The organism is Christiangramia sediminis (assembly GCF_020552705.1).
Classification (GTDB): domain Bacteria; phylum Bacteroidota; class Bacteroidia; order Flavobacteriales; family Flavobacteriaceae; genus Christiangramia; species Christiangramia sediminis.
Window position 1 is genome coordinate 694,975 of the sequence record NZ_JAJBZG010000005.1, and the last position, 23,467, is coordinate 718,441.

At 38.7% G+C, this 23,467-nt stretch carries 23 protein-coding genes; 11 read left to right on the top strand and 12 right to left on the bottom strand.

What is annotated here, in order from left to right:
• Positions 1-188: 188 nt before the first annotated feature.
• On the bottom strand, positions 189-1,151 hold the full coding sequence (locus tag LGQ90_RS12550) for a lipid A deacylase LpxR family protein (protein WP_229341521.1): 963 nt from the start codon (positions 1,149-1,151) through the stop codon (positions 189-191).
• A 268-nt stretch (positions 1,152-1,419) separates the two neighbouring features.
• Positions 1,420-2,562, bottom strand: coding sequence for a transporter (locus tag LGQ90_RS12555; RefSeq protein WP_229341522.1), 1,143 nt, complete (start codon positions 2,560-2,562; stop codon positions 1,420-1,422).
• A 165-nt stretch (positions 2,563-2,727) separates the two neighbouring features.
• On the opposite strand from LGQ90_RS12555, the gene LGQ90_RS12560 reads away from it, so the two are divergent.
• The 3 genes from LGQ90_RS12560 to ric all read left to right on the top strand — a co-directional run bounded on the left by LGQ90_RS12560 (position 2,728) and on the right by ric (position 5,724).
• On the top strand, positions 2,728-3,996 hold the full coding sequence (locus LGQ90_RS12560; protein WP_229341523.1) for a sensor histidine kinase: 1,269 nt from the start codon (positions 2,728-2,730) through the stop codon (positions 3,994-3,996).
• On the top strand, positions 3,986-4,693 hold the full coding sequence (locus LGQ90_RS12565; protein WP_229341525.1) for a response regulator transcription factor: 708 nt from the start codon (positions 3,986-3,988) through the stop codon (positions 4,691-4,693). The genes LGQ90_RS12560 and LGQ90_RS12565 overlap by 11 nt, the downstream gene beginning before the upstream one ends.
• A 308-nt stretch (positions 4,694-5,001) precedes the next feature.
• Positions 5,002-5,724, top strand: a complete 723-nt coding sequence (gene ric, locus LGQ90_RS12570) for an iron-sulfur cluster repair di-iron protein (protein WP_229341526.1) — start codon at positions 5,002-5,004, stop codon at positions 5,722-5,724.
• Between the two features lie 88 nt (positions 5,725-5,812).
• On the opposite strand, the gene LGQ90_RS12575 is transcribed toward ric, so the two are convergent.
• The gene (locus LGQ90_RS12575) at positions 5,813-6,244 is read right to left on the bottom strand and encodes an RrF2 family transcriptional regulator (RefSeq protein ID WP_229341527.1); all 432 of its coding nucleotides are present in this window, start codon (positions 6,242-6,244) and stop codon (positions 5,813-5,815) included.
• A gap of 106 nt (positions 6,245-6,350) precedes the next feature.
• Here LGQ90_RS12575 and LGQ90_RS12580 point away from each other — a divergent pair, with 106 nt between their 5' ends.
• Positions 6,351-7,562: a hypothetical protein gene (locus tag LGQ90_RS12580; RefSeq protein WP_229341528.1), complete on the top strand. Its 1,212-nt coding sequence runs from the start codon at positions 6,351-6,353 to the stop codon at positions 7,560-7,562.
• A 54-nt stretch (positions 7,563-7,616) separates the two neighbouring features.
• Here LGQ90_RS12580 and LGQ90_RS12585 read toward each other — a convergent pair whose 3' ends face one another.
• The 8 genes from LGQ90_RS12585 to LGQ90_RS12620 all read right to left on the bottom strand — a co-directional run bounded on the left by LGQ90_RS12585 (position 7,617) and on the right by LGQ90_RS12620 (position 14,580).
• Positions 7,617-8,399, bottom strand: coding sequence for an ABC transporter permease (locus tag LGQ90_RS12585; RefSeq protein ID WP_229341529.1), 783 nt, complete (start codon positions 8,397-8,399; stop codon positions 7,617-7,619).
• A complete protein-coding gene (locus LGQ90_RS12590) occupies positions 8,392-9,102 on the bottom strand; it encodes an ABC transporter ATP-binding protein (protein ID WP_229341530.1) in 711 nt (236 codons plus the stop codon). Before LGQ90_RS12590 ends, LGQ90_RS12585 begins: the two co-directional genes overlap by 8 nt.
• Positions 9,089-10,336: a nitrous oxide reductase family maturation protein NosD gene (locus LGQ90_RS12595; protein WP_262904382.1), complete on the bottom strand. Its 1,248-nt coding sequence runs from the start codon at positions 10,334-10,336 to the stop codon at positions 9,089-9,091. Before LGQ90_RS12595 ends, LGQ90_RS12590 begins: the two co-directional genes overlap by 14 nt.
• Positions 10,333-10,767: a nitrous oxide reductase accessory protein NosL gene (locus LGQ90_RS12600; RefSeq protein ID WP_229341531.1), complete on the bottom strand. Its 435-nt coding sequence runs from the start codon at positions 10,765-10,767 to the stop codon at positions 10,333-10,335. The genes LGQ90_RS12595 and LGQ90_RS12600 overlap by 4 nt, the downstream gene beginning before the upstream one ends.
• Before the next feature lie 4 nt (positions 10,768-10,771).
• Positions 10,772-11,386 carry a hypothetical protein gene (locus LGQ90_RS12605; RefSeq protein WP_229342442.1) on the bottom strand — a complete coding sequence of 205 codons (615 nt, stop codon included), beginning with the start codon at positions 11,384-11,386 and terminating at the stop codon, positions 10,772-10,774.
• Positions 11,387-11,486: 100 nt separating this feature from the next.
• Complete coding sequence (gene nosZ / locus LGQ90_RS12610) at positions 11,487-13,451, bottom strand: Sec-dependent nitrous-oxide reductase (protein ID WP_229341532.1); 1,965 nt, start codon at positions 13,449-13,451, stop codon at positions 11,487-11,489.
• A 19-nt stretch (positions 13,452-13,470) separates the two neighbouring features.
• Positions 13,471-14,043, bottom strand: coding sequence for a fasciclin domain-containing protein (locus tag LGQ90_RS12615; protein WP_229341534.1), 573 nt, complete (start codon positions 14,041-14,043; stop codon positions 13,471-13,473).
• Between the two features lie 33 nt (positions 14,044-14,076).
• The gene (locus LGQ90_RS12620; RefSeq protein ID WP_229341536.1) at positions 14,077-14,580 is read right to left on the bottom strand and encodes a c-type cytochrome; all 504 of its coding nucleotides are present in this window, start codon (positions 14,578-14,580) and stop codon (positions 14,077-14,079) included.
• A gap of 298 nt (positions 14,581-14,878) precedes the next feature.
• Here LGQ90_RS12620 and hemN point away from each other — a divergent pair, with 298 nt between their 5' ends.
• On the top strand, positions 14,879-16,243 hold the full coding sequence (gene hemN, locus LGQ90_RS12625) for an oxygen-independent coproporphyrinogen III oxidase (protein WP_229341538.1): 1,365 nt from the start codon (positions 14,879-14,881) through the stop codon (positions 16,241-16,243).
• Here hemN and LGQ90_RS12630 read toward each other — a convergent pair.
• A complete protein-coding gene (locus LGQ90_RS12630; RefSeq protein WP_229341539.1) occupies positions 16,240-16,860 on the bottom strand; it encodes a thioredoxin family protein in 621 nt (206 codons plus the stop codon). The genes hemN and LGQ90_RS12630 overlap by 4 nt on opposite strands.
• 169 nt (positions 16,861-17,029) lie before the next feature.
• Here LGQ90_RS12630 and LGQ90_RS12635 point away from each other — a divergent pair, with 169 nt between their 5' ends.
• From LGQ90_RS12635 to LGQ90_RS12660, 6 genes are all read left to right on the top strand, one after another.
• A complete protein-coding gene (locus LGQ90_RS12635; protein ID WP_229341540.1) occupies positions 17,030-17,245 on the top strand; it encodes a hypothetical protein in 216 nt (71 codons plus the stop codon).
• A gap of 86 nt (positions 17,246-17,331) precedes the next feature.
• A complete protein-coding gene (locus tag LGQ90_RS12640) occupies positions 17,332-19,734 on the top strand; it encodes a heavy metal translocating P-type ATPase (protein ID WP_229341541.1) in 2,403 nt (800 codons plus the stop codon).
• 79 nt (positions 19,735-19,813) lie between these two features.
• Positions 19,814-20,008, top strand: coding sequence for a cbb3-type cytochrome oxidase assembly protein CcoS (gene ccoS / locus LGQ90_RS12645; RefSeq protein WP_229341542.1), 195 nt, complete (start codon positions 19,814-19,816; stop codon positions 20,006-20,008).
• Positions 20,009-20,010: 2 nt separating this feature from the next.
• Positions 20,011-22,206, top strand: a complete 2,196-nt coding sequence (gene ccoN / locus LGQ90_RS12650) for a cytochrome-c oxidase, cbb3-type subunit I (protein WP_229341543.1) — start codon at positions 20,011-20,013, stop codon at positions 22,204-22,206.
• Between the two features lie 11 nt (positions 22,207-22,217).
• The gene (locus tag LGQ90_RS12655; RefSeq protein WP_229341544.1) at positions 22,218-22,427 is read left to right on the top strand and encodes a CcoQ/FixQ family Cbb3-type cytochrome c oxidase assembly chaperone; all 210 of its coding nucleotides are present in this window, start codon (positions 22,218-22,220) and stop codon (positions 22,425-22,427) included.
• Positions 22,424-23,386, top strand: a complete 963-nt coding sequence (locus LGQ90_RS12660; RefSeq protein WP_229341545.1) for a cbb3-type cytochrome c oxidase N-terminal domain-containing protein — start codon at positions 22,424-22,426, stop codon at positions 23,384-23,386. The genes LGQ90_RS12655 and LGQ90_RS12660 overlap by 4 nt, the downstream gene beginning before the upstream one ends.
• Positions 23,387-23,467 lie beyond the last annotated feature (81 nt).

The window sequence follows — 23,467 nt, forward strand, 5'->3', positions numbered from 1 at the left end:
GTCCTGCAATTACGGGCTCAGAGAAATTGAAAGCACTCCCGCCTCGAGTACTCAAACCCTGATGATCTTTTGATTTTCAGGGTTTTTTCTTTTATAAATTAGGTATATCCAGAAATAGCACATCCTCGATAAAGATCAGGAATAATAAATATTGCAATTGTGGATTTCCGGATATTTCTATCCAAATACTAAAACGTAAATCCGATTTTTATTCCTCCCCATTTGGTAGGGGAGCCGGCATCAAATTCCCTGGTAAGTACCGTGCGGGAATATTCAAAATATAAGGTTCTGGTCTTTAATATAAAACCATAATTGAACTGGCCGGTAAGTCTGGTTATTTCTTCAGCAGGAATAGTGTACGGACTATCCTTATTAAAAACCCCACCTTGTAGCGTAGCGTCATAACCAATTAGATTTCCTAAAACCTGGGAATATCCATACAGCTGGAATTTACTTTTGCGATTATTTACCGAAAATGCTGAATTTATAAGTCCGATGTTAGTATTGAGGCCAATAGATGCATTTGTAAATAAGGTTCCAACTCGTGCCGTAGAATTAGATTGCAGCGATACATAGTCTCCCGCCCTAAATAGCTGCTTTTCATAAGCTAACTCGTAATTTATAACTACATCGTTCCTTATCTGATTTCTCCAACCTTGAGGTATTGTGTTTCCCGTAATTTCATGAATACCCACCTGCATTTCCTTTCCAAAGGCGCCAGGGCCTATAAGCCCCAAATTCAAGGAAGAAGTTAATCTGGACCTGGCAAGTGTATCTGTGGTAATGGCGAAACTTTTTAGCATGATCGCGGCGGCAAACGGGCGATCTCCAAATTGAATTTCAGGACTTCCAATATTAGGAGCTGTAAAACCAATATGTTCTATAGTCAATCCATATTTGACCTTAGAATTTTCAGGAATTAAGAAAAGATAATTAACAGGATTCTTTTCTAAAAAGGGAGCAACCAATTCCAGGCTGTAACCCTGAGTATAATTTTCATCGGTACCAGAGAAATAATCATTATCGTAATTAAATCTGAAATAAGAATCACTTGCAATATCCCGGAATGATACCAGGTTATCTATTTTCTGAGCCGATAAAATACTCGGAATCAAAAGAAATAGAACAAAGGAAAAAAGATTGTACTTCATACTATTATTTACGCAATGAGGTGGGAACTGGTTTTAGCGAATAAACTGGTTCAACCTGATTTCAATTTTTGAATAATATAATCTCAAGATATTGAGAGCTAAAACAGATAATTTTTAGGAAGGCTAATTAGTATGAAATAGGTAAATTTTAAAGCAATTTATAAATTGGTGTAGTGTGGTAAATATGAAAAATAAAAAGCTCTGGGTTTTCCAGAGCTTTTATTACCTTAATTTGAATATAATTTAAGTATTCTGCATAAGGTTCTAGTCACTCCAACTGCAACTTTGACTTTGGTTCCATTTCAGAAATTGATTTTCCACCTTTGATGCGGTAGGAAATTCCAAGATTTATAAGATAATCGGCAAACGCGGCGTCACCATTTCTGGGTTCGCCGGTGGCGATTTGTGTTTCTAGGTCGGTCACACTTTGTGGGCGGTTTCTTCGTATTGCCACAGGAACATTCAGGTTTATGGAAAAATTATTTTTCATATATGAGATTCCCGGGTCTATTGAGAGAACATTCCCGGGCCTCCTGAAGCCTCCGCTTTCGCCCAGCACATCTTCTACAGGAACACCTTCAAATCTGGCCCCCAGGGAAGTTGAAAAATTTTGTGAGATCCCATAACCTAAACCGGCGCGCAAAGCGAACTGATCTGGAACCGACATTATAGATTCGTTTTCAAGAATTGGACTCAGGGTCTCCCTGAATGTTCTAATTCCATTCGTTTCTTTGGGGTTAAAGAGATAAAATCCACCTCCGTAAACAAAGAGATTTGTAGTAATAGTTTGATAGAATTGAAAATCGGCTGTAAAACCAAAACCTCCGTCACCCGGCTGGATCGACTGGTCTACCGGCCTCACTTGCGGGGAACCTTCAGGGCCTACATTATAAAAAATATCGGTAGCGTTATAATTTCCGGTAGGTAGTTTTATACCAAGGCCTAATGCTAAATTTCCATTGGCATGGGTAACCGGATCAAAAATCCAGTATCCAGCTCCTAATCTTATATCAGCAATTCCCCGTGAAAAAGATTTATTTCGTTCGTTGCGCCCGTGCTCATATAAAGAGGAACGTTCGTTAAGCACTGTTGGAATGGTAATTCCGGCATACAATCTATCGGTAAGCCCATAGTTCAGACTAAAGTCCCAGGAATGGGAGTAGTTTATTACTTCGGTATTGTTAGAAACACGATCTGGTTCTTCTTCGGTGCCCTTAAAATGTCGAAAAGACTTAAAGTACCGGTAATTCATCCCCACCTGAAAATCTCCTTTGCTCAGGAGGTTGCTTTCCAGTTCATTGCCCATACTACAGGAAAAATGTCTTATCGCCACACAACCTTGCGCATTCATAATTTGTGGAAGAAATAAAACGGATAAAATTCCGAAGAAAAGAGTGTATCTTAATTTCATAGAGGCTGAAAATTGATAATTCATAGTGTTCCTTCAGCCAAAGTAGTTGTTATTATTGCAGGTTGGGGGTAATGAAAAATCAAAAAGATTAAGGAAAGGTTAATAGGATTAATAAAAAATTAATTAGCCTGGATAATCTTAAATTTTAGTAATATAGATTCCAATTTGAAACGGAGAAAAGTTTATATCGCCATTTTTATTATTTCGGTAATTGGGCTATTCGTGGTGCAATACCAGTACTTAAGAATAGGCCTCAACCTGGCTAAAGTTCAATTTGAACAGAAAATTGAACGCGCGGGAAATGATTTAAAGAAAGACCTTTCCCAGGAGAACCAACTTAGTTTTTTAATAGCGCAATCACTGGAAGGTAGAAATTACTTCACGTTAAGCGCCGATAGTCTGCAGGATGCTTCCCGTCATTTTTTAAATGATTTCGTGGAAGACAGATTAGAAAAAAATAAGATCAATACCGACTTTTCGTATAGTTTATATTCTGAAGATAAAAGCATCAATCTTACTTCTCCAAAGCTGGCCGATAGTACAGATTCTGTAATTAGGTATCCAATTAAACTGGAAGGTTACCTTCCGGGAATTCTTCAGAAAAATCTTATCCTGGAGCTACAATTTATAGATCTTAACACCTATTTTCTTTCACAATTACAAGGACTTATTCTGCCCAGCATTTTTTTTCTTGCCATTATCATTTTTGTAGTTATCTGGATGCTACGGATGTTTTACTGGCAAAGAAACCTAATTACTATAACCAACGATTTTATCAATAACCTTACCCACGAGCTTAAAACTCCGGTTTTCTCTATTGGAGTAGCAACTAAAATTCTGGAAACCGATTTAGATGAGAATAAAAAACCCATTGTTTTACAAATTAGAAAACAGCTACAACGTATAAACAAACATATTGAACAGGTTCTGGATCTGGCTAGTCTGGAAAACAGGAAAAAGTATATTAGGCTGGAACAAACAGATCTACGGCCAGAACTTTTGCAATATTGTGAAGATTTTAAATTGATTTCCCAGCTAGAAAATTTTAAATTCAATTTTGAACTGGAAGCAGGGGTTTATAAGGTTAAGGTGGCATTAGCTCATTTTGAAAATGCCATAAACAACCTTTTGGATAATGCTAAAAAATATGCTGAAAACCCCGAGATAAGTCTCCATGCATTTACTGATAAAAACAAATTATATATTCGAATCTGCGATAACGGAAAAGGGATTTCAGAAAAAGAAAAACGTCGTATTTTCAAGAAATTCTATCGGGTTTCTGAAGGAGACCTGCACAGCGTGAAGGGTTATGGCCTGGGATTAAATTATGTTCAGGAAGTCATAAAAAGACACCATGGTCAAATTAAATTAGAAAGTGAGTTAGACAAAGGCACACAAATAACATTAATTATACCTCTGGTAAATGTTGCATAAAAGAAACAAAATATTACTGGTAGAAGATGATGATTCGTTAGGCTATTTATTATCTGAATATTTAAAGATCAAAGAATTCGATGTTGAATGGGCCCAAACAGGTACAAAAGCTTTGAGTCTTGTGGAAGAACATGCATTCGATCTGGTTATTCTGGATGTTATGATGCCAGATATAGATGGATTTAGCCTGGCTAAAAAACTAACTGCAAGTTACCCGAACCTGCCATTTATATTCCTTACTGCCAGGTCGCTAAAAATAGATGTTCTAAAAGGTTTTTCTCTTGGAGCAGTAGATTATTTGAAGAAACCTATTGATGAAGAAGAATTGGTAGCCAGAATTCAAGCTTTACTATCGCGACTTCAACCACATTCAACTGAATCTGCTGAACAAAAATATTTATATAGTATCGGGAGGTATAACTTCAATAGCAATAAACAGGAATTGGTAATTGATAATGAAACCATCTCGTTGACCACACGGGAAAGTGAATTATTGCTTTACCTGGTTCAAAATAAAAATAACCTTTGCAGTCATAAAGATATCTTAGACCTTCTCTGGGGTAAAAACGATTATTTTAACCGTAAGAGTTTAAATGTTTTTATTTCGCATTTACGTAAATATCTGAATCGGGATCCCAGAATAAAGATTGAAAATTTCCATAAAAAAGGATTTGTCCTAAAGATCAATGAGCTCTGAAAAAGCCCTAAATCAAATGTTGAAATTATACTCCTTTGTAAATATTTCTACTTCAGGAATACTCCATATCTGCTTTTTCAGAAAGTCTTGTCAGGTATAATTTATTTTTGATTTCCGTGATTTTCTGAACTCTCTATTATTTTATATCTAAGATTCAGAACATTGATAAGTATCATATTTTAGAAGTTATTCGTCCCCTATTTTTGTGTAATTCATTGATATAAAGTTCTGTTGTTCTAATCCAAAATATTTTATTCAGACTCCAGCGTTTTTATCACCACCTATTAGTAAAATTTAAATTATTTAATATGGAACTTACACCAGAAAGAACCGTCGCCGATTATGTTACTGAAAACATAAAAGCCTCCCACATCTTTAAAAAATACGGAATAGATTTTTGCTGTGGAGGTGGGATAAGTCTAGAAAAAGCCTGCGCAGATAAAGGAGTGGAATATTCTCAATTACTTGAAGAGCTTCAAAACCTTGATCTTACTGAAAGAAAAGGAGTTAGTTTTAATGATCTCCCTATTAACGAGTTAATAGATTATATCGTTGAAAAACATCATAAATATGTTGAGGCTAATATTGGTCTACTTATACAGTACTCTTCTAAAGTTGCTAAGGTTCACGGAGCCAATAGCCCCGAATTAATCGAAGTGAACAAATTATTCCAGAAAGTGGCTGGCGAATTAGCCTCTCACCTAAAAAAGGAAGAACTTATTCTTTTCCCGTTTATTAAAAAAATGCTCATAGCAGAAAGAGAAGGAACTCCTATCAATATTCCTCATTTTAATACTGTGGAAAATCCTATTAAAATGATGGAAGACGAGCATGAAGAAGCCGGTAATATCTTTAAGGAGATTGCGCGTATCACCAATAATTATACTCCCCCGGCTCATGCCTGTAATACTTACCGGGCGCTTTTTGATAAGCTTGATGAATTTGAACAGGATCTACACCAGCATATACATCTGGAAAATAATATTTTACATCCAAAAGCCTTAAAGCTGGAAAAGAAACTAAGATCGTGAAGTTTTTAAAATATTAATAGAGTAGCTGTCTATAAAGTCTAAACAAAACTCGAATTTTAAATTCAACATTTTTAGACAGCTTTCTATTTTAGACTTTCAAGAAACCCAGGCCTGAATCCAGCCGGGAAGTAAGTTCAAGAATAGTCGTTTTTTCAAGCATCTTTTTAAGGTTGTTCCGTATTTCGGCAAAATCAAAATGTATAGGGCAGGGATGATCTTCAGAACATTTTTCAAGACCTAATGCGCAACCGGTCATGATCGCATCACCGTCTATGGCTTTTACAATATCTGCGAGTACGAGTGTTTGGTTTTCGGGAGTAATGAAAAAGCCTCCTTGTGGTCCTTTTGCAGAATTTATTATATCCTGCTGAACAAGTTTCTGCAGGATCTTGGCCGTGAAGGCTTCGGGAGAATTTATGGCCGCGGCAATTTCTTTAAGACTCGTACGACGTTCTTTTTTAGATCCCCGTGCAATAAATAGACTGGCCCTTATTCCATATTCACATGCTTTTGAAAACATCAAGAAAGATTTATAATCTCTGGAAAGGTAAAGGAAAAAGACAAATTTATCCTTTATCTTTTTTTATTTTATTCGTACAAATTTTAATTAATCAATAGGAGTTTTTATGCCTGTTAGAATGTTGAAACGTCATACTATTATTGCCCTTATCTATTTTATGATCATTGCAATATTAGGAGTGCTTCTCAGGTTTTTTGCCATAACCGATATCCCGGTGAGCTATAAATACATTGTTCACACACATTCGCATATTGCACTTTTAGGTTGGGTGTACACAGCGCTAACCACAGTTATTTATTTTTCCTTTTTGCGTTCCCAACCCATTAAAAATAAATACCGTATTATTTTCTGGTTTACCCAGGTCACTATTGTAGGGATGTTGCTTACTTTTCCTTTTACCGGCTACGCCCTGTTTTCAATAATTTTTTCCAGCCTTTTTCTTATCGCCTCTTACTGGTTCGTCTATTTCTTTTTTAAACACTGTCCTAAAAGCTTAAGAAAAACAGGTTCGTATAAGTTAATACGAATCTCTCTGTGGTATATGGTCATTTCCAGTATCGGTCCCTGGGCTCTTGGCGTTATTATGAATACTGCGGGCAGTGGTTCCACTTGGTACCGTAATGCGATCTATTTTTATTTACATTTTCAATATAATGGTTGGTTTATCGTCGCTCTTTGCGGAATTTTTCTGTATATCCTGGAGAAAAGATCTTTCATAATTCCTCAAAAGCTTTTTGACAAATTTTATTATTTGCTGAATGCGGGCGTGATCCTCACATTTTTTCTGTCTTTATTATGGATGCGTCCACACTGGTCCTTTTATCTTCTAGCCTTGATAGGTGGAGTATTTCAATTGATCGCTTTTGGAGTGCTTTTCAGGGCAATTTATTCTAAAGCTATTTTCGCTTTTAAAAGCCTGTCTCCAATGCTTATCTTTTCTATCAGGCTGGTTGTTTTCTTATTATTCGTAAAACTAATTGCCCAGGTTTTAGGTTCGTTCCCGGTAATAGCAGAGAGTATTTTCACCAATCTTGATATGATCATTAGTTACATTCACTGGGTTTTTCTGGGGATTGTGAGCGTGCTTTTACTGGCATTCCTCAATAATTTTAAGCTTCTGAAATTAACAAGAACAGAATTATACATTTACCTTACTGGTTTCTTTTTAACTGAATTCCTTATATTCTTCAGAGGATTAGCAGGCCTTACCGGAATAGGGACTTTGGCTTCTATTCATTTGCTAATCAGCCTGGCCAGTATTATTATTTTTACCGCCCTTGCCCTGATCCTTGGAAGACAGCTTTTATCAAAGGATTAAATAAGTATATTCTACTATACTTGAATCGCCAGCCACACTTTTGGTTCTCCAATTTTAAAAATCTTTACTATTGGCAATTCTTCTGATTGAAATTAGTGGTATGCTTACCCATAGAATGAGCATAACTGATGATAAAATGATACCCTGGTTGGTGCCGAAAAACTTTTGAAAAACTGCTCCTGTATAACCCAGCAAGGCTGAAATATCCATTTTTAGTAGGATCAATACCCGCGAAAGGTCTATGGGATTAAGCATCGTAGCCACCAGCGAAAATTTATCCAGCGGATAATCTTCGAAAAATACCAGTGACATCAGGAACAATCCGTCATAGATCACTGCCAGAAAAAGCCAGAGTAAAATGGCATATCCAAAACCTTTTATTTTGTTGTCGTTGGTCAGGGCGATCACAAAAGCCAGGGCAGTGAAGATTAACGTAAGAAAGGCCCCGGTTATTAGCAGCAATGCGAAATTGCCTATCGCGTTGCTATTAAAGATGCCGTAGAAAATAAATGGTAAGCCCAATCCAATTACCAGGCTCATGGCCAGGGATAAAGCCACACCAAAGTACTGACCTAAAAAGATAGAGCTTCGTTTCACCGGTTGTGCAAGAAGCAGTTCTGTAAATTCCTTGGAATTATAATAATACATCACCCCAAAAATGGTCCCGATAAGAGGCACCAGAATTATGATCACATTCATAAGGGTGATCACTGCTTTGGAAAGGTCATTATTCAGGAAAAGAAGTACGAGCCCCAGCAGTAAATAGAAAAGAAAATATACGTAGCTCCAGCGGCTTCGCATAAGGTCATAGAAACTGTATTTTAATATCTTAAGCATAACTAGTAGTTAAAATTGATGCTATCGCATGTTCAAAATCAGGCTGCTCGGTTTTGGCTTTTAATGCCGGAATGCCTCCTTTAAAATAGATCTTACCTTCCAGCAGAAAAACGATCTCATCTGCTACTTCTTCTACAAAACTCATGATATGAGAAGTGATAAGAATGGTCTTTCCTTTTTGTTTCTCCTGGGTTATTAATTCTTTTAATCTTAAATGTGAAATAGGATCAAGACCGGTAGTAGGTTCATCAAGGATGATCAGCGGACTATCGAACATGAAGGTTAAGACCAGGTTTACCTTCTGTTTGGTTCCTCCTGAAAGATTGCTAAGTTTCTTATCCAGAAATGCTTCGAGTTTGAAAAGCTCTATCAGTCTTTCGTCTTCCGCCTTTTTATAAGAACGAAGGTCTTTGATCATGCGAATAAGTTCGCGAACGGTGAGGTTTCCGGGAAAATTAGCGATCTGTGGCAGATAATCAATGTTATTGCGGTATTTCCAGTCATTTTTGACCGATTTTCCATTCAGTTTAATGCTTCCGGAATTTGGTATGACCATACCCAGAATGCTTTTTATCAAAGTGGTTTTTCCCGAACCATTAGGTCCAAGAACTGCAAAAATTCCTCCTGGTTCTATTTCCAGGTCGATGCCTTCCAGAACTTGATTTTTGCCGAATTTTTTATGTAGATTTTCAATAGATATCATGGGACACAGGTTTAAGTAAAGGATTCTTATCCATTAGGTTATCTGGCGTAAATACCGGGGAGACCTTTTCCGAAAAATCAATAATATCAATAAAAAGGCTTCTTAAAAGAATGATAGTTTCCGGTGTTCGGTTCACGATATAGGAGAACAGTTTTACCGGCCGGTAGGGCACATCTCCAATCCCATTCCTGTTGAGGTCGTAGCCCGTGTAGCTGCTCCAGTAATTTCTGTCAAAACTGTTATCATTCAATTTGCTGTTATAAGAAATATCGAATGAGTTGTTGAAGAAATTATTCCTGCTGAAAATATTGGAATAACAGGCTCCTCTAACTTTTATAGCCCAGCCATTATTCCTGAAATCATTATTGGTATAATTGATTCGGTTAGATCCTTCAATATTGATGCCCACCGTATTTTCTACAAAGTTGTTATTGATAATTTCAGAATCGTTTATTTCCTTCAGCAGCAATCCAAACGAGGCGGTGCCCCAGTTTTTTCTGAAAGTATTACCTTTCATGCTAATGAACTTGGAAAACATTACTGCCACACCAGCGCCATTGTTCTCAAAAACGTTATTCTCGTAGATATCATTATTTGAAAACATAAAATGAAGTCCATAGCGAAGGTTGTCTGAACTAATATTATCGCTGATCGTGATCTCATCTGAAAACTCCAGATAAATACCGTCTCTAACTCCTTCTATCCGGTTTCCCTTAACCTCTACATTCTGGCAGTACCAGAGCTGAATGCCGTTTCCGGAGCTGAATTCTTCCACAGCATCACCCATTACAGTATTGTTCAGGACCTTGCCATTTTTAGCTTTTTCGAGATATATTCCGAAGAAAAGTCGCTGTAATTTTAAATTCTGAAGCAGAAAATTTTCACTTTTCACCACCCGCAAGGCCGCATAATCTGTAGTATAACTGGTTCCCACATTTACAATAGTGAGACCATTTATGGTAACATTATTAGCCTGAATGGTGATGATCTCCCCTTTGTTTTCTCCGTCTATCACCGTGTTTTCCTCGCCTATAATGGTTAGGGGTTTTGCGATCCCGATATTATATTCTTTATAGGTGCCTTTCTTAACATAAATGGTATCACCGGGATTAGCTGCTTCAATGGCAGATTTGATGCTCTTAAAGTTGCAACCTGAACATACTTCAATAGTATTGCTCCATCCTTTCCAGGAAAAAAGGAATAAGAAGAATAATATGTATCCTGTTGTTCTCAATTTTTACTTATATAAGGTTGGATCTCTAGCCAGTTAAAAAGCTGTCCGCTATAATCAGATTGCATCCGGCTGGCAGAATCGTCTACGCCAAAGGCCGATAAGTTGGCGCCCATCGGGCTGGATATCTGTTCGCTTACAAGATAAGTTGCGAATGTAGCGTCTATCAACTCGCCTGGATTATTATAATCGTTTACCAGTACCAGTTCAAAATCTTTAGCTGTATTGTCACTTTTATAATTGATCATACATTCTATCGCATCGAACTTGTAAACTTTTCCTTTGTTGGTCACTAATTCTGAAGCGTGCTGCTTATCTACAATGGTCATTTTGCAATACTGGCATCCTTCCTCGCCATATCGTATAGGTTCAGGACCTACTTCGCAGGAGGTGAATAACACAGCCATTAAGAGTATATATATTAAGCGTCCCATAATTCTAATTATTTGTTTCCCATTCCTTCTTTCCTATAAAAAAGGCAATTAGTGACAAGGCCATCCCCGCGAATAACATGTACGCTCCTGTATGAGGCCAAGAATCTACATCGAAATTCAACATTTTCTGGTGTCCGAATAAAGGCGGTTTATAGGTCATTGGTGTCCCATCAGGATGCGTCATTTTCATGATAGCATTTGGATCCAGATCTGTTCCATATTCAGTAAGCCAGTTATTAAAATCATACATTCCAAGTATGCCCAGCACACTCGTTAAAATTAACCATCCCAGGAACCACTTATAACTTAGCTTTCCAAAGAATCCAAGTATGCCAATGATCACTCCCAATGCTGCCATACCGCCTATTACTATTGGGAATACTTCAAATTCCCACATTTCTTCAGGTTTTGGGATCTTTTTCATCCCGATGTAGTGATTAAGCCCGTCTATATTCTGAATATCGAATTCATTAACTCCTTCGATTCCGGTGATATAAATGTTCATACCCATAGGATCCGGGTATTGTGGAGCACCCAGCATGATATTCCATAGTGGGAATTTAAATAGGCCCAGCAGCAGTAGTGAACCTAAGATCATTATTATTCCGGCTTTTTTCATCATTATATTTTTTTATTAGAAAGGCGGGAGTACTTATTAACCCCCGCCTTTGTAGAAATACATGCTCTTTGTATCATGTATTTCCTCCTCTAACTAAACATCAATCTTCACCTAAAGACCAGCTTAGGTCTATATTGGAATCTTTGGGGGATACTCTTATATATCCCTGCATTTCCTGGTGTAAAGCGGAACAGAAATCTGTACAGTAGAATGGCCATACCCCAACTTTCTTAGGTTCCCAGGTAAGGGTTTTGGTTTGTCCCGGCATAATAAGCAACTCGGCATTATTGGCACCAATCATGGCAAAACCGTGAGGGACATCAAAATCCTGTTCGTGGTTAGTAATGTGGAAGTATACTTTATCGCCTACTTTAATTCCTTCAATATTATCTGGGGTAAAGTGGCTACGAATCATGGTCATATACACATGGACTTCGTTTCCATCTCTTTCCACTCTGGCATCTCCGTTTGCGATGGTAGCATACTCATGCTTGTTCTCTGCCAGTTTATAGATCTTCTGAGAATTCTCTTTGATGATTTCGGCTGGGATTCCTGCTGCATAGTGCGGTTCACCATGAGTTGGGAAATCCAGTAGAAGTTCCATTTTATCGCCCGAGATATCAAATAGCTGAGCCGAATGTTCCAACTCGGGTCCGGTGGGCAGGTATCGGTCTTTTGTGATCTTGTTCATGGATACCGCATATTTCCCAAAAGGATGCGCAGAGTTCCCACCAGGGATCATCACGTGTCCAACCGAATAGTAATTAGGCTGACGGTCTATTACCTCCTGGGTTTCCACGTTCCATTTTACCAGTTCAGATGAGATAAAGAATGTAGTATAAGCGTTACCCTTTCCATCAAACTCGGTGTGGAGAGGGCCTAAACCGGCCTGTTTTACAGTACCTGCTAACACATCTTCAAATTTTAAGATCGGGATACCGTAAGCATCACCATCAAAACGTTTGTTTTCAATGGCATCGATCATTTTTGTGAAGGAGTGAATGGTTAGATCGGCAGAAAGTTTCCCGTTCCCAATAATATATTCACCAGATGGATCTACATCGCAGCCATGGGGTGATTTAGGAGTAGGGAGTAAAAATACTGCGCCTGGAACTTCGGTAGGATCTACCGTCAAAACCTCTTTTTTCATTGTAGAAGTAGCGGTGTGGGTATGGTCATCATACACATTATGCGCATATTCTGCCGGCATCATTTTTCCACCGCCATTGTTCACATACTCTTCGATTTTTTTCCAGTTTACCGCCGCGATAAAATCTTTATCATTCTGGGAAGCGTTTACTTCTAAAAGCGTATTGGCTTCTTCAGTATTATAGGTAGTAAAAAAGAACCATCCATGAGATTTTCCACGTCCGGGGTGAGAGAGGTCATAATCGAAGCCAGGCATGATTAACTGGAACTTGATATTCATACGACCTGTTTCTGGCGCAACACTAATAAAAGACAGCGTTCCCTTAAACTTACCCTTATACTCGTTTATAGGCATATCCTGCTGTGGTACAGGTACAGAGAAGCGGGTTCCCGCGACTACATACTCGGTATTTTCAGTTACAAATGATGAACTGTGGTTACCGGCTGAGTTTGGAACTTCAATAATTTCAGTAGTTTCAAACGTCTTTAGATCAATTTTAGCGATCCTTGGGGTGTTGTTACCATTTATAAATATCCAGCGTCCATCCAGTTTTCCTTCGGTTTGGGAAATATCGGGGTGGTGGGAATCATCCCAGGGAATAAAACCATGGGATGTATTTAACATGGGCTTTGTTTCTTCAGAATATCCGTACCCACTGGTAGGGAATTGTGAAAAAACAGGGATCTCTTTGAACATTCTGCCAGACGGTAAACCGTAAACGGTAAGGTTACCACTATAACCACCGGAAATAAAGGCGTAGAAATCATCATGTTCCCCCGGGGCCACGTATACTTTTTCAGCGGCGCTGGAAGCCAGGGCTCCACGATCTCCATTTTTTGAATTTTCACTGTTGTTACAGCTAAAGAAACTGGCTGATATTATCAGCGAGAATATATAAAGAATTGAATTTTTCATGATTGTTCTAATTAGGATCTTATTTAGTTTCAGGGATTATTACTTTGTCTACTACGTGTACAATACCATTCCCGGCAGGGACGCTGGCAATAATTTTAGCTCCACCAACATAAACATCCTCACCTTTTACTTCCACAGGAATACTAAGGTCACTTGCCTGGCCAAGTTTCTTGAATTTCTTCAGAAATTCCTTATCATATTTTCCGGGGGTTACATGGTGTTTAAGTATTTGTGCCAGTTTCACCTTGTTTTCTGGTTTTAGGAGATCCTCAACGGTCCCATCTGGTAAGGCTGCGAAAGCTTCATCAGTGGGTGCGAAAACCATCAGGGGTCCTGCATTTACCAGCACATTTTCCAGTTCGGCCGCCTGTACAGCCGCTACCAGGGTCTTATGATCTTCAGAGCCTATAGCAATGTCAAGAACCGTAGGCTGGGATAAATCATCTTTAATAAAAGCCTGTCCCTGTCTTTCCAGGGAGGTTTCCTCGCTAACTTCCTCCGTACTTTCAGGTTCCGCTTCTTCGTTCGTACGACAGGATATAACTCCTGCGATGAGTACTGCCAGAAATAGGATTTTTAAAATGGATTTCATAATGGTTGATTTTTGGTGATTCCAATTTCATTCTTATTCCAGGGTTCTGAAATACTCCAGTATCTGTCTGGCTTCTTCTTCGGTTAGATTCTGATTTGCCATGGGAGATCCATTATGCTCTATTAACAATTGCTTCGCGATAGGATCTTTAAGGATCATCTCTTCAGGATTGAGCATCATATTCATCACCCATTCCGGAGATCTTCTGTCAAGTACTCCTTTTGGCGCCGGGCCAATGAATTTTTTGTCGGGCTTATGACAAGCAAGACATTTAGAATCGAAGATCACTTTTCCCTTGGTTGCCATGGATTGGTCGATCTCATCTGGTATTTCCAGGTTTTTAACGGGTCCGATCCCTTTATTGCTCATATCATTCATATTTACAGAGGAAGAAACAGGTTCAGTCTTTTTGACCTCTTCTTTCTTAGAATAATTTCCGAGTTGAACTTCTTCTGATTCTTTTTTCTCTTCACTGTTACCGCAACTAACGAGAGCGACCAGCATCATCGCCCAAAAACTTTTTATTATATATTTCATAATGGTTGATATTTAAATAATCTATTCAAAAGTAGGTGGGAAGCCGAAGAGAAAATATGACAAATATCATATTTCGGATAGATTTGTCCTTTATTATGAAATTAGCTACAGCCCTAGGCCTTAATTGGCTGAGCGGTGAATTATTTCAAGCTGGAATATTTATCAGGAAATTTTTTTTAGCAGGAACAGATTTCTTAATTAATAGAATTAAAGTTATACCCTATTAATTAGGTGAAAACTGATATTTCTCATTTTTAGGCTCCGCACTCCCGGGTATTTTTGACCTAAATATAATAGCATGGATTCAGCATTAATTGAGAAATATAATATCCCGGGGCCTCGATACACTAGTTATCCCACAGTGCCTTATTGGGACGACCAGAAATTTTCTTTAAAGAAGTATAAGGAAACGTTGATCTATAGTTTTAAAGAGTCAAACCAGGAGCAGGGGATCAGTCTTTATATCCATCTGCCTTTTTGTGAAAGTCTGTGTACTTTTTGCGGATGTAATAAAAGGATCACTAAAAATCACGGGGTTGAAATTCCATATATAGAGTCTGTCCTCAAGGAATGGAAATTATATTTGGATCTTCTGGACGAAAAGCCAATTATTAAAGAACTTCATCTGGGAGGAGGGACACCTACTTTTTTTTCTGCTGAAAACCTGGAATTGCTGCTTAACGGAATTTTTAGATATGCCGTAAAAGCTGAAAATGCTGAATTCAGTTTTGAAGGTCATCCGAATAATACTAACCGGCAACATCTTGCTACCCTGTCCTCTTTCGGTTTTAAGAGATTGAGTTACGGAGTACAGGATTACAATGAGAAAGTGCAAAAGGCAATTCATAGAATTCAGTCTTTTGAACAGGTTAAAAATGCTACTATTTCAGCCCGGGAATTAGGTTATGAATCAGTGGGGCACGATATCATATTTGGTTTACCATTTCAGGAGGAAATGCACATTGTGGAAACGCTCTCTAAAACAATAGAACTAATGCCAGACCGGATAGCTTTTTATAGTTATGCGCATGTTCCATGGATAAAAGGAAACGGTCAAAGAGGTTTTAAAGATGAGGATCTGCCAGGTCCTGCTGAAAAGAGGAGACAATATGAAACGGGTAAAAAAATGCTGCTTAGAGCCGGCTATGTTGAAATTGGAATGGATCATTTTGCCCTCCCCTCAGATTCGCTTTCCAAATCTGTAGAGAATAAGAGCATTCACAGGAATTTTATGGGGTATACTTCTTCGAAAACCCAGGTAATGATAGGATTGGGAGTATCGGCTATCGGAGATAGCTGGTATGGTTTTGGACAGAATGTAAAAGGTGTGGAAGAATATCAGAATCTACTAAAAAATGATATTTTACCCATCTTTAAAGGGCATATTTTAACTGAAGAAGATCTTAAGATTCGCGAACATATCTTAAATATAATGTGTCAGTTAAAGACCAGTTTGCCTAAGGACGAAATGAATTCTGAAGCTTATAAAAAGATGCGCTCAGGTTTACATGAAATGGAAGCAGACGATCTGGTTATGTGGAAAGATAACGAGCTACTGGTAACAGAAAAAGGCCGGGCTTTTTGCAGAAATATAGCCATGGCCTTTGATCTTAGACTTCAAAGAAATAAACCGGAACAAAGATTATTCTCTATGACCATTTAGGACGCGGGTTTTAACCGGTGCTCGTTGAGCTGTATTTCCATATTGGAAATTTCAGAAATAATTTCCTGTCCTTTATCCCGGTTATACCAGATCTGTATTTCTTTTTTTATCTGGTCGTCTATTCTTCCATGCTCTTTTTTATAGTCTTCCATTATTTTGGTGGCTGCTTTAGATCGTGGTCCCCAAGTCGTAAGAATATTTAAATTTTCATAGGTAAGGATCAGTTTAGGAATAGAGCGGCTGCCGTTGGTTAAAAACAGGTCCATAAATTCCGGATTTTCATCCCTGAGCAGAATTCTGAGTTCAATTTTCGGACTTAACTCCGCTAATTTATTCAAAACAGGGATTGTTTGTGCACCATCCCCGCACCAGGATTCGAGAAGGACTATCCAGTATTGTTTTTGATCTATTTGCTGAAAAACCTCCGCCGTATTTTCAGGAATTTCTACCTTCGCATCCATTCTTTTCATCCGGCTGAAATTCAATTTGGTGAAGTTCATTCTTTCCACACTCCATTCGCCAGTATTACTATCTTTCAGGATAAGTTGTTCCACCATACTTTTATAAGCGGGGTAACTCATCGATTTGTCTAAACTATTTTTAATTATCGATTGCATCTGTTCAGTATTAGGTAAATAACTTTTTGAGACTAATAAAATTAGTTCCTAAAATTAACCGGATTAGGATTTATAAAATATGATGAAGATCATATCTGCTGAAATCTGCGAATTTTTAATTTTCCTTTATGACAGCTAAAGGTCTGAATTTCTTAAATTTAGAATAAAAATGAATATTAAACCTATCACCTGGCTGTATATTACATCGCTGATCCTCGTGTTGGTTGCGGCGTGTTCATATTTCAACGTTTCCTTTCCTATTGTTTTCTTTCTGGTAGTAACCGGGCAGCTTTTTCTTATTTATACGGTTTACCGGATCCTGACAGAGAAGTACACGACCACTAAGACTTTTGATGATTTTTACGAAGATCATTTTATAGATTAATAGGTAAGCGTTGGAAACATGATTTCAGTCATTTTTTAAGCGGAAGTAAAATTGAATTTTTGACCCGGATTTAAACTGGCTCAAAAGTGGATTGTTATCATTGTGGAGAAGAATGCAGAAGTGAGACACTGCTCTTTCAGGAAAAATATTTTTGTTGTAGCGGTTGTAAAACTGTATTTGAGATCCTTGATAGCAACGATCTTTCTTATTATTATGATCTGGAAAAATCTCCCGGAATCTCTCCTAACCTGAAAGAAGGTAAGTATGACTATTTGGAGAATACCGAAATTCTGGATAAACTACTTGAATTTGATCACGGGAATACCCAGATCGTATCTTTTACCATCCCCTCAATTCATTGTAGTTCCTGTATCTGGATACTTGAAAACCTGAATAAGCTTCATAAGGGCATTAAAAGTTCACAGGTAGATTTTCCTAAAAAGACGATCAGGCTAAGTTTTTCTTCGGAAGAACTAAGCCTGAAGAATCTGGTGCTACTACTTGTACGTATTGGTTATGAGCCAAATATTTCATTAGACAATTTTGAAAAAAAGGAGAACGGTATAGACCGAAGTTTAATTTATAAACTGGGAGTGGCGGGTTTTGCTTTTGGCAATATCATGTTCCTTTCTTTTCCTGAATATTTTGAGATCAATGAATTCTGGTTAGAGCAGTTCAAACATTTATTTCGCTGGTTAATGTTCAGTTTTTCTTTGCCGGTGGTATTTTATTCCGGGAAAGACTATTTCATATCTGCCTATAAAGGACTTAGATCTGGGATTCTTAATATAGATGTTCCCATAGCCCTGGGAATTAGTGTACTTTTTTTAAGGAGTACGGCGGAAATTGCCCTGGACCTGGGCACCGGATTCTTTGACAGCCTCAGCGGACTCGTTTTCTTCCTGTTACTGGGGAAATTCTTTCAGCAGAAAACCTATTCATTTTTATCCTTCGAAAGAGATTACAAATCCTATTTCCCTATTGCGGTGACCCGGATCTTTACTGAAGAAGGAAAAACCCGGGAAGAACAGATACAGGTTTATAAGATAGAGAAAGGAGACAGGATCATTATTAGAAACGAGGAGCTTATCCCCATGGATGCTATCCTTATTAAAGGAAAGGCGAAAATAGATTACAGTTTTGTGACCGGTGAAGCAGAACCAGTTACAAAGATAAGTGGCGATAAACTCTATGCAGGTGGAAGACAGCAGGGAGGTATTATTGAACTTGAGGCCCTAAAGCAGGTGCAGCAAAGTTATCTTACTCAATTATGGAGTGATGAGGTTTTTAGCAAAGACAAGAATTCTGTTTTCCAGAATCTTACCAATCAAATTAGTAAACGCTTTACCTATGCTGTATTGAGCATAGCCATACTATCTTCAGCTTTCTGGATATTTTATGATGCATCAAAAGCCTGGAATGTCTTTACCGCAGTACTTATCATCGCCTGTCCCTGTGCTATCGCTTTGGCTGCTCCCTTCACCCTGGGAAATATATTGAGGATATTTGGAAAAAATCACCTGTATCTTAAAGACGCCAATATCATCGAGCAAACTGCCGAAATTGACACCGTGGTTTTTGACAAGACCGGGACGATAACTACCAATGACCGGAGCCGTATTGAATATGAAGGTATAGAGCTCACCAACGAGGAAAAGCAATTGCTTAGTGGAAGTTTGCGGGCTTCAAATCACCCCTTAAGCCGTTCCCTGTATAATATTCTGGATAAACATAATATTTCTACCCCGGAGAGTTTTACCGAACATACCGGGCAGGGACTGGAAACCACTTACAAAGATCTCCGCCTTAAGATCGGTTCGCCGGCTTTCGTCAATCAAACTGAAACCATTGATTCTGGAGTTCCTAATAAGAAAAAACCTGAAAAAACTTCAGTTTATATAAGTGCGAACGATCAATACAAAGGTTGTTTTAGTTTTCATAATTCTTACCGGGATGGACTTGCTGAATTATTCAGAAGACTTTCTGAGGACCGGGAACTTATCATCCTTTCGGGAGATAATGATGGGGAACGGGAAAGACTACAGGAAATAGTGCCGGAAGGAACCAGAATGTTCTTTAATCAGAAACCGGGAAATAAACTTCAGTTCATTAAAGATCTTCAGCAAAAGGGTAGAAAGGTGATGATGGTGGGTGATGGATTGAATGATGCCGGAGCACTGGCTCAGAGTAACGTGGGTATAGTGATTTCTGAAGATATCAACGTTTTTTCACCGGCCTGCGATGGAATTCTGGGTGCAAAACGATTTAAAGATCTGGGTAAGTTTTTTGATCTCTCTGGCAAGGCTATCAAGGTTATAAAATTAAGTTTTTTACTATCCCTTTTCTATAATCTCATAGGACTTGGTTTTGCCGTATCCGGAAATCTTATGCCGGTGGTTGCAGCTATTTTGATGCCTTTGAGTTCCATTAGCATCGTGGTATTCACTACGCTGATGACACAATTCATATCTAAAGATCTAAAAAAATAAAAGAACCCCTCAAAGCTGACAATGGTCATTTTTTAGACCCTGCTCTCAGGATACTTTTACACCCAGATTAAAAGAAAAAATGAGCATTATCTACATGTTACTGGCTATTAGTGTGGTTGTAGCCATCATCTTCTTCATCGCCTTTATAATTTCTGTCAGGAAAGGTCAGTATGACGATGTATACACGCCCTCAGTACGAATGCTTTTTGATGATGAACTTGTTAAACCCGATCCTAAAGAAAATCAACCCGTCAATAAAGTGAAATCAAATTAATTATGGAACTACAGCAGTTTTATTACGATAATAAGATCGTAAAGAAATTTATCATTGCCACCATGTTTTGGGGCATTATTGGTATGAGCGTTGGCTTATTGCTCGCCTTTATGTTCATATTTCCTAATGTAACCGAGGGTATTTCCTGGCTCAGCTTTGGTAGACTTAGACCCCTGCATACCAATGCGGTGATCTTTGCCTTTGTGGGTAATGCGATCTTTGCCGGGGTGTATTATTCCACGCAACGTCTATTAAAGGCGAGAATGTGGAGTGATGCGCTTAGTAATATCAATTTCTGGGGCTGGCAGCTTATTATCGTTGGAGCGGCGATCACTTTACCGCTGGGATATACTTCCTCCAAAGAATATGCTGAGCTGGAATGGCCTTTTGATATTGCAATCGCTATTATATGGGTAGCTTTTGGAGCCAATTTAATTGGGACCATGATCAAAAGAAGACAGCGTCACCTGTATGTGGCTATCTGGTTCTATCTGGCCACTTTTGTAACTGTAGCGGTACTTCATATTTTCAATAATATCGAAATACCTGTTTCTGCTTTTAAGAGTTATTCTTTCTATTCAGGTGTTCAGGATGCCCTGGTTCAATGGTGGTACGGGCATAATGCTGTAGCATTTTTCCTTACTACCCCATTCCTTGGATTGATGTATTATTTTGTGCCGAAAGCAGCCAATCGCCCGGTATATTCTTATCGACTTTCTATTATACACTTCTGGTCTCTGATCTTTATTTACATCTGGGCAGGACCTCACCATTTATTGTATACTTCTTTACCAGACTGGGCACAGAATCTTGGGGTTGCCTTTTCTGTAATGCTATTATTCCCATCCTGGGGAGGAATGATCAACGGTTTACTAACACTTCGTGGAGCCTGGGATAAAGTGAGGGTAGATCCTGTTCTTAAATTCATGGTGGTGGCGATTACCGGTTACGGAATGGCAACATTTGAAGGCCCCATGTTATCACTTAAAAATGTAAATGCCATCGCGCACTTTAGTGACTGGATCATTGCGCATGTTCACGTAGGCGCATTGGCCTGGAACGGATTTTTAACCTTCGGTATGATATACTGGCTGGTGCCGAGATTATTTAAAACTAATTTATGGTCCTTAAAACTTGCGAATACACACTTCTGGATAGGAACACTTGGGATCATCATTTATACGTTGCCGATGTATGTTGCGGGATTCGTACAGGCTTCAATGTGGAAACAGTTCAATCCAGATGGAACTCTTACATACGGTAACTTCCTTGAAACAGTAACTCAGATCATCCCAATGTACTGGATGAGAGCTATTGGGGGGAGTTTATACATCGTAGGTGCTTTTGTGATGCTTTATAACATTGTAAAAACCGTTCGTCAGGGTAGTGAAGTGGAAGATGAACTTGCTGAAGCTGCCGCTTTACAACCCGTAACTAAGAAAAGAACTGCCGGGGAAGCATATCACAGCTGGCTGGAAAGAAGACCGGTAAAACTTACCATTTTCGCAACCATCGCCATCCTGATTGGAGGAATTGTTCAGATAGTCCCTTCCTTAATGGTAGATGATTATGTGCCGGTGATCTCCAGTGTAAAACCTTATACACCTTTAGAACTTGAAGGACGGGATCTATATATTCGTGAAGGTTGTGTATCCTGTCACTCACAAATGATAAGACCTTTCAGAAGTGAAGTGGAACGCTATGGAGAATATTCTAAAGCCGGGGAATATAGATATGATTACCCTTTCTTATGGGGAAGTAAAAGAACCGGTCCCGATCTGCACAGGATAGGACAGAAATATTCAGATAACTGGCACCTGAACCATATGTACGATCCGCAAAGTACTTCTTCAGGTTCTATAATGCCTTCCTATACCTGGCTAATTCAGGACGCGCTGGACAAATCTGATACGGAAGCTAAAATGCGGGCCATGCAAACCCTGGGAGTTCCTTATACAGATGAGGAGATCGGAAGAGCTCAGCAATGGATGACAAAACAGGGAGCTCAAATTGAACAGAACCTTTATTCAGATCCAGATTTTGTAACCAGTTATGAGGCTGATAAAAAGTATGCAGAAGAAAATGGCATTGAATTCACAGAAATGCGGGATCGTGAGATCGTAGCCTTGATCGCATACCTGCAAAGACTGGGCACAGACATTAAAGCCGAAGATTTAAAAGAAGTATCAACTAATTAAAACCTGAGACCATGTTGAAATTTGTAAAAGGTCCATTGGAAAGTATAGAAGGGGTAGCAATTTATCCAATCATCTCACTCTTAATATTTTTCATCTTTTTTACTGCGCTTTTCTGGTGGGTTTTCACTGCCAAAAAAGATTATATCAAAAAGGTGAGTGATATCCCCCTTGAGCTGGATGAGGAAAATACCATGGAATTTAATCAAAAAGAAAACAGATGAAAAGAATATTTTCAGCATTAAGAATCACAGGTCTAATTGCCCTCGCTATCATTTTGGCAGAAACGACCTTGGAAACAGGAGACCAATCTGTTTTTGAAGCTCATCCCATATTTTGGCTTATTCTGGGAGTGATCCTTCTCATAGCGATCGCTATAGAAGCATCAGTGGCAGCCTTGGAGAGAACATTATATATGTCTTTAAAACCAGATGCCCGGGCCAGGTATGAGAATGCCATGGCGGTGAAAAAGCAAAAACGTTTTGCCTGGTTCAAAGAAACCTATAACAATCTTCTGGATAAAAAACCTATTGAAAAGGAAGAAGAGATCATCCTGGATCATAATTATGACGGGATCAAAGAACTGGATAATAACCTTCCGCCGTGGTGGCTTTACGGATTTTATGCGAGTATCATTTTTGCCGGGATCTATATGGCGAGATATCACATTTTCGACGGAGCGACCCAGAAGGAGGAGTATATAACAGAGGTCGCCGAAGCCAGAGAGGCGGTTGAAGAATACAAGAAGAACGCAAAAGGTTTAATAGACGCCAATACGGTGGAATTACTAACCGGAACCGAAGATATAAATGCGGGTAAAGCGATCTTCAGTGGGAACTGTGCTGCCTGTCATAAAATGGACGGTGGTGGCGGAATTGGTCCTAACCTAACTGATTCTTACTGGATCCTTGGGGGAGGTATCAAAAATGTTTTCAATACAATTTCTGAAGGAGGCCGTGCCGGTAAAGGAATGGTGGCCTGGAAAACAGATTTGAAGCCTGAAGAAATGGCGCAGGTGGCCAGTTATGTTTTGAGTTTACATTCTACCACACCTCTGGATCCCAAGGAACCCGAGGGAGAACTTTGGGTGGATCCAGATGCAAGAGTAGATGAGGTTGAGGTGGAAATGATAGATTCAGCTTCTGTAGAAATAGAAATGGATTACGAAAAAACAGAAGAATAAAAGACCCCACCCGAAACTGTAAAAAACAGTTCCGACCTCCCCAAAGGGGAGGTAATTAAAATATAATTAAAGATTAGATAA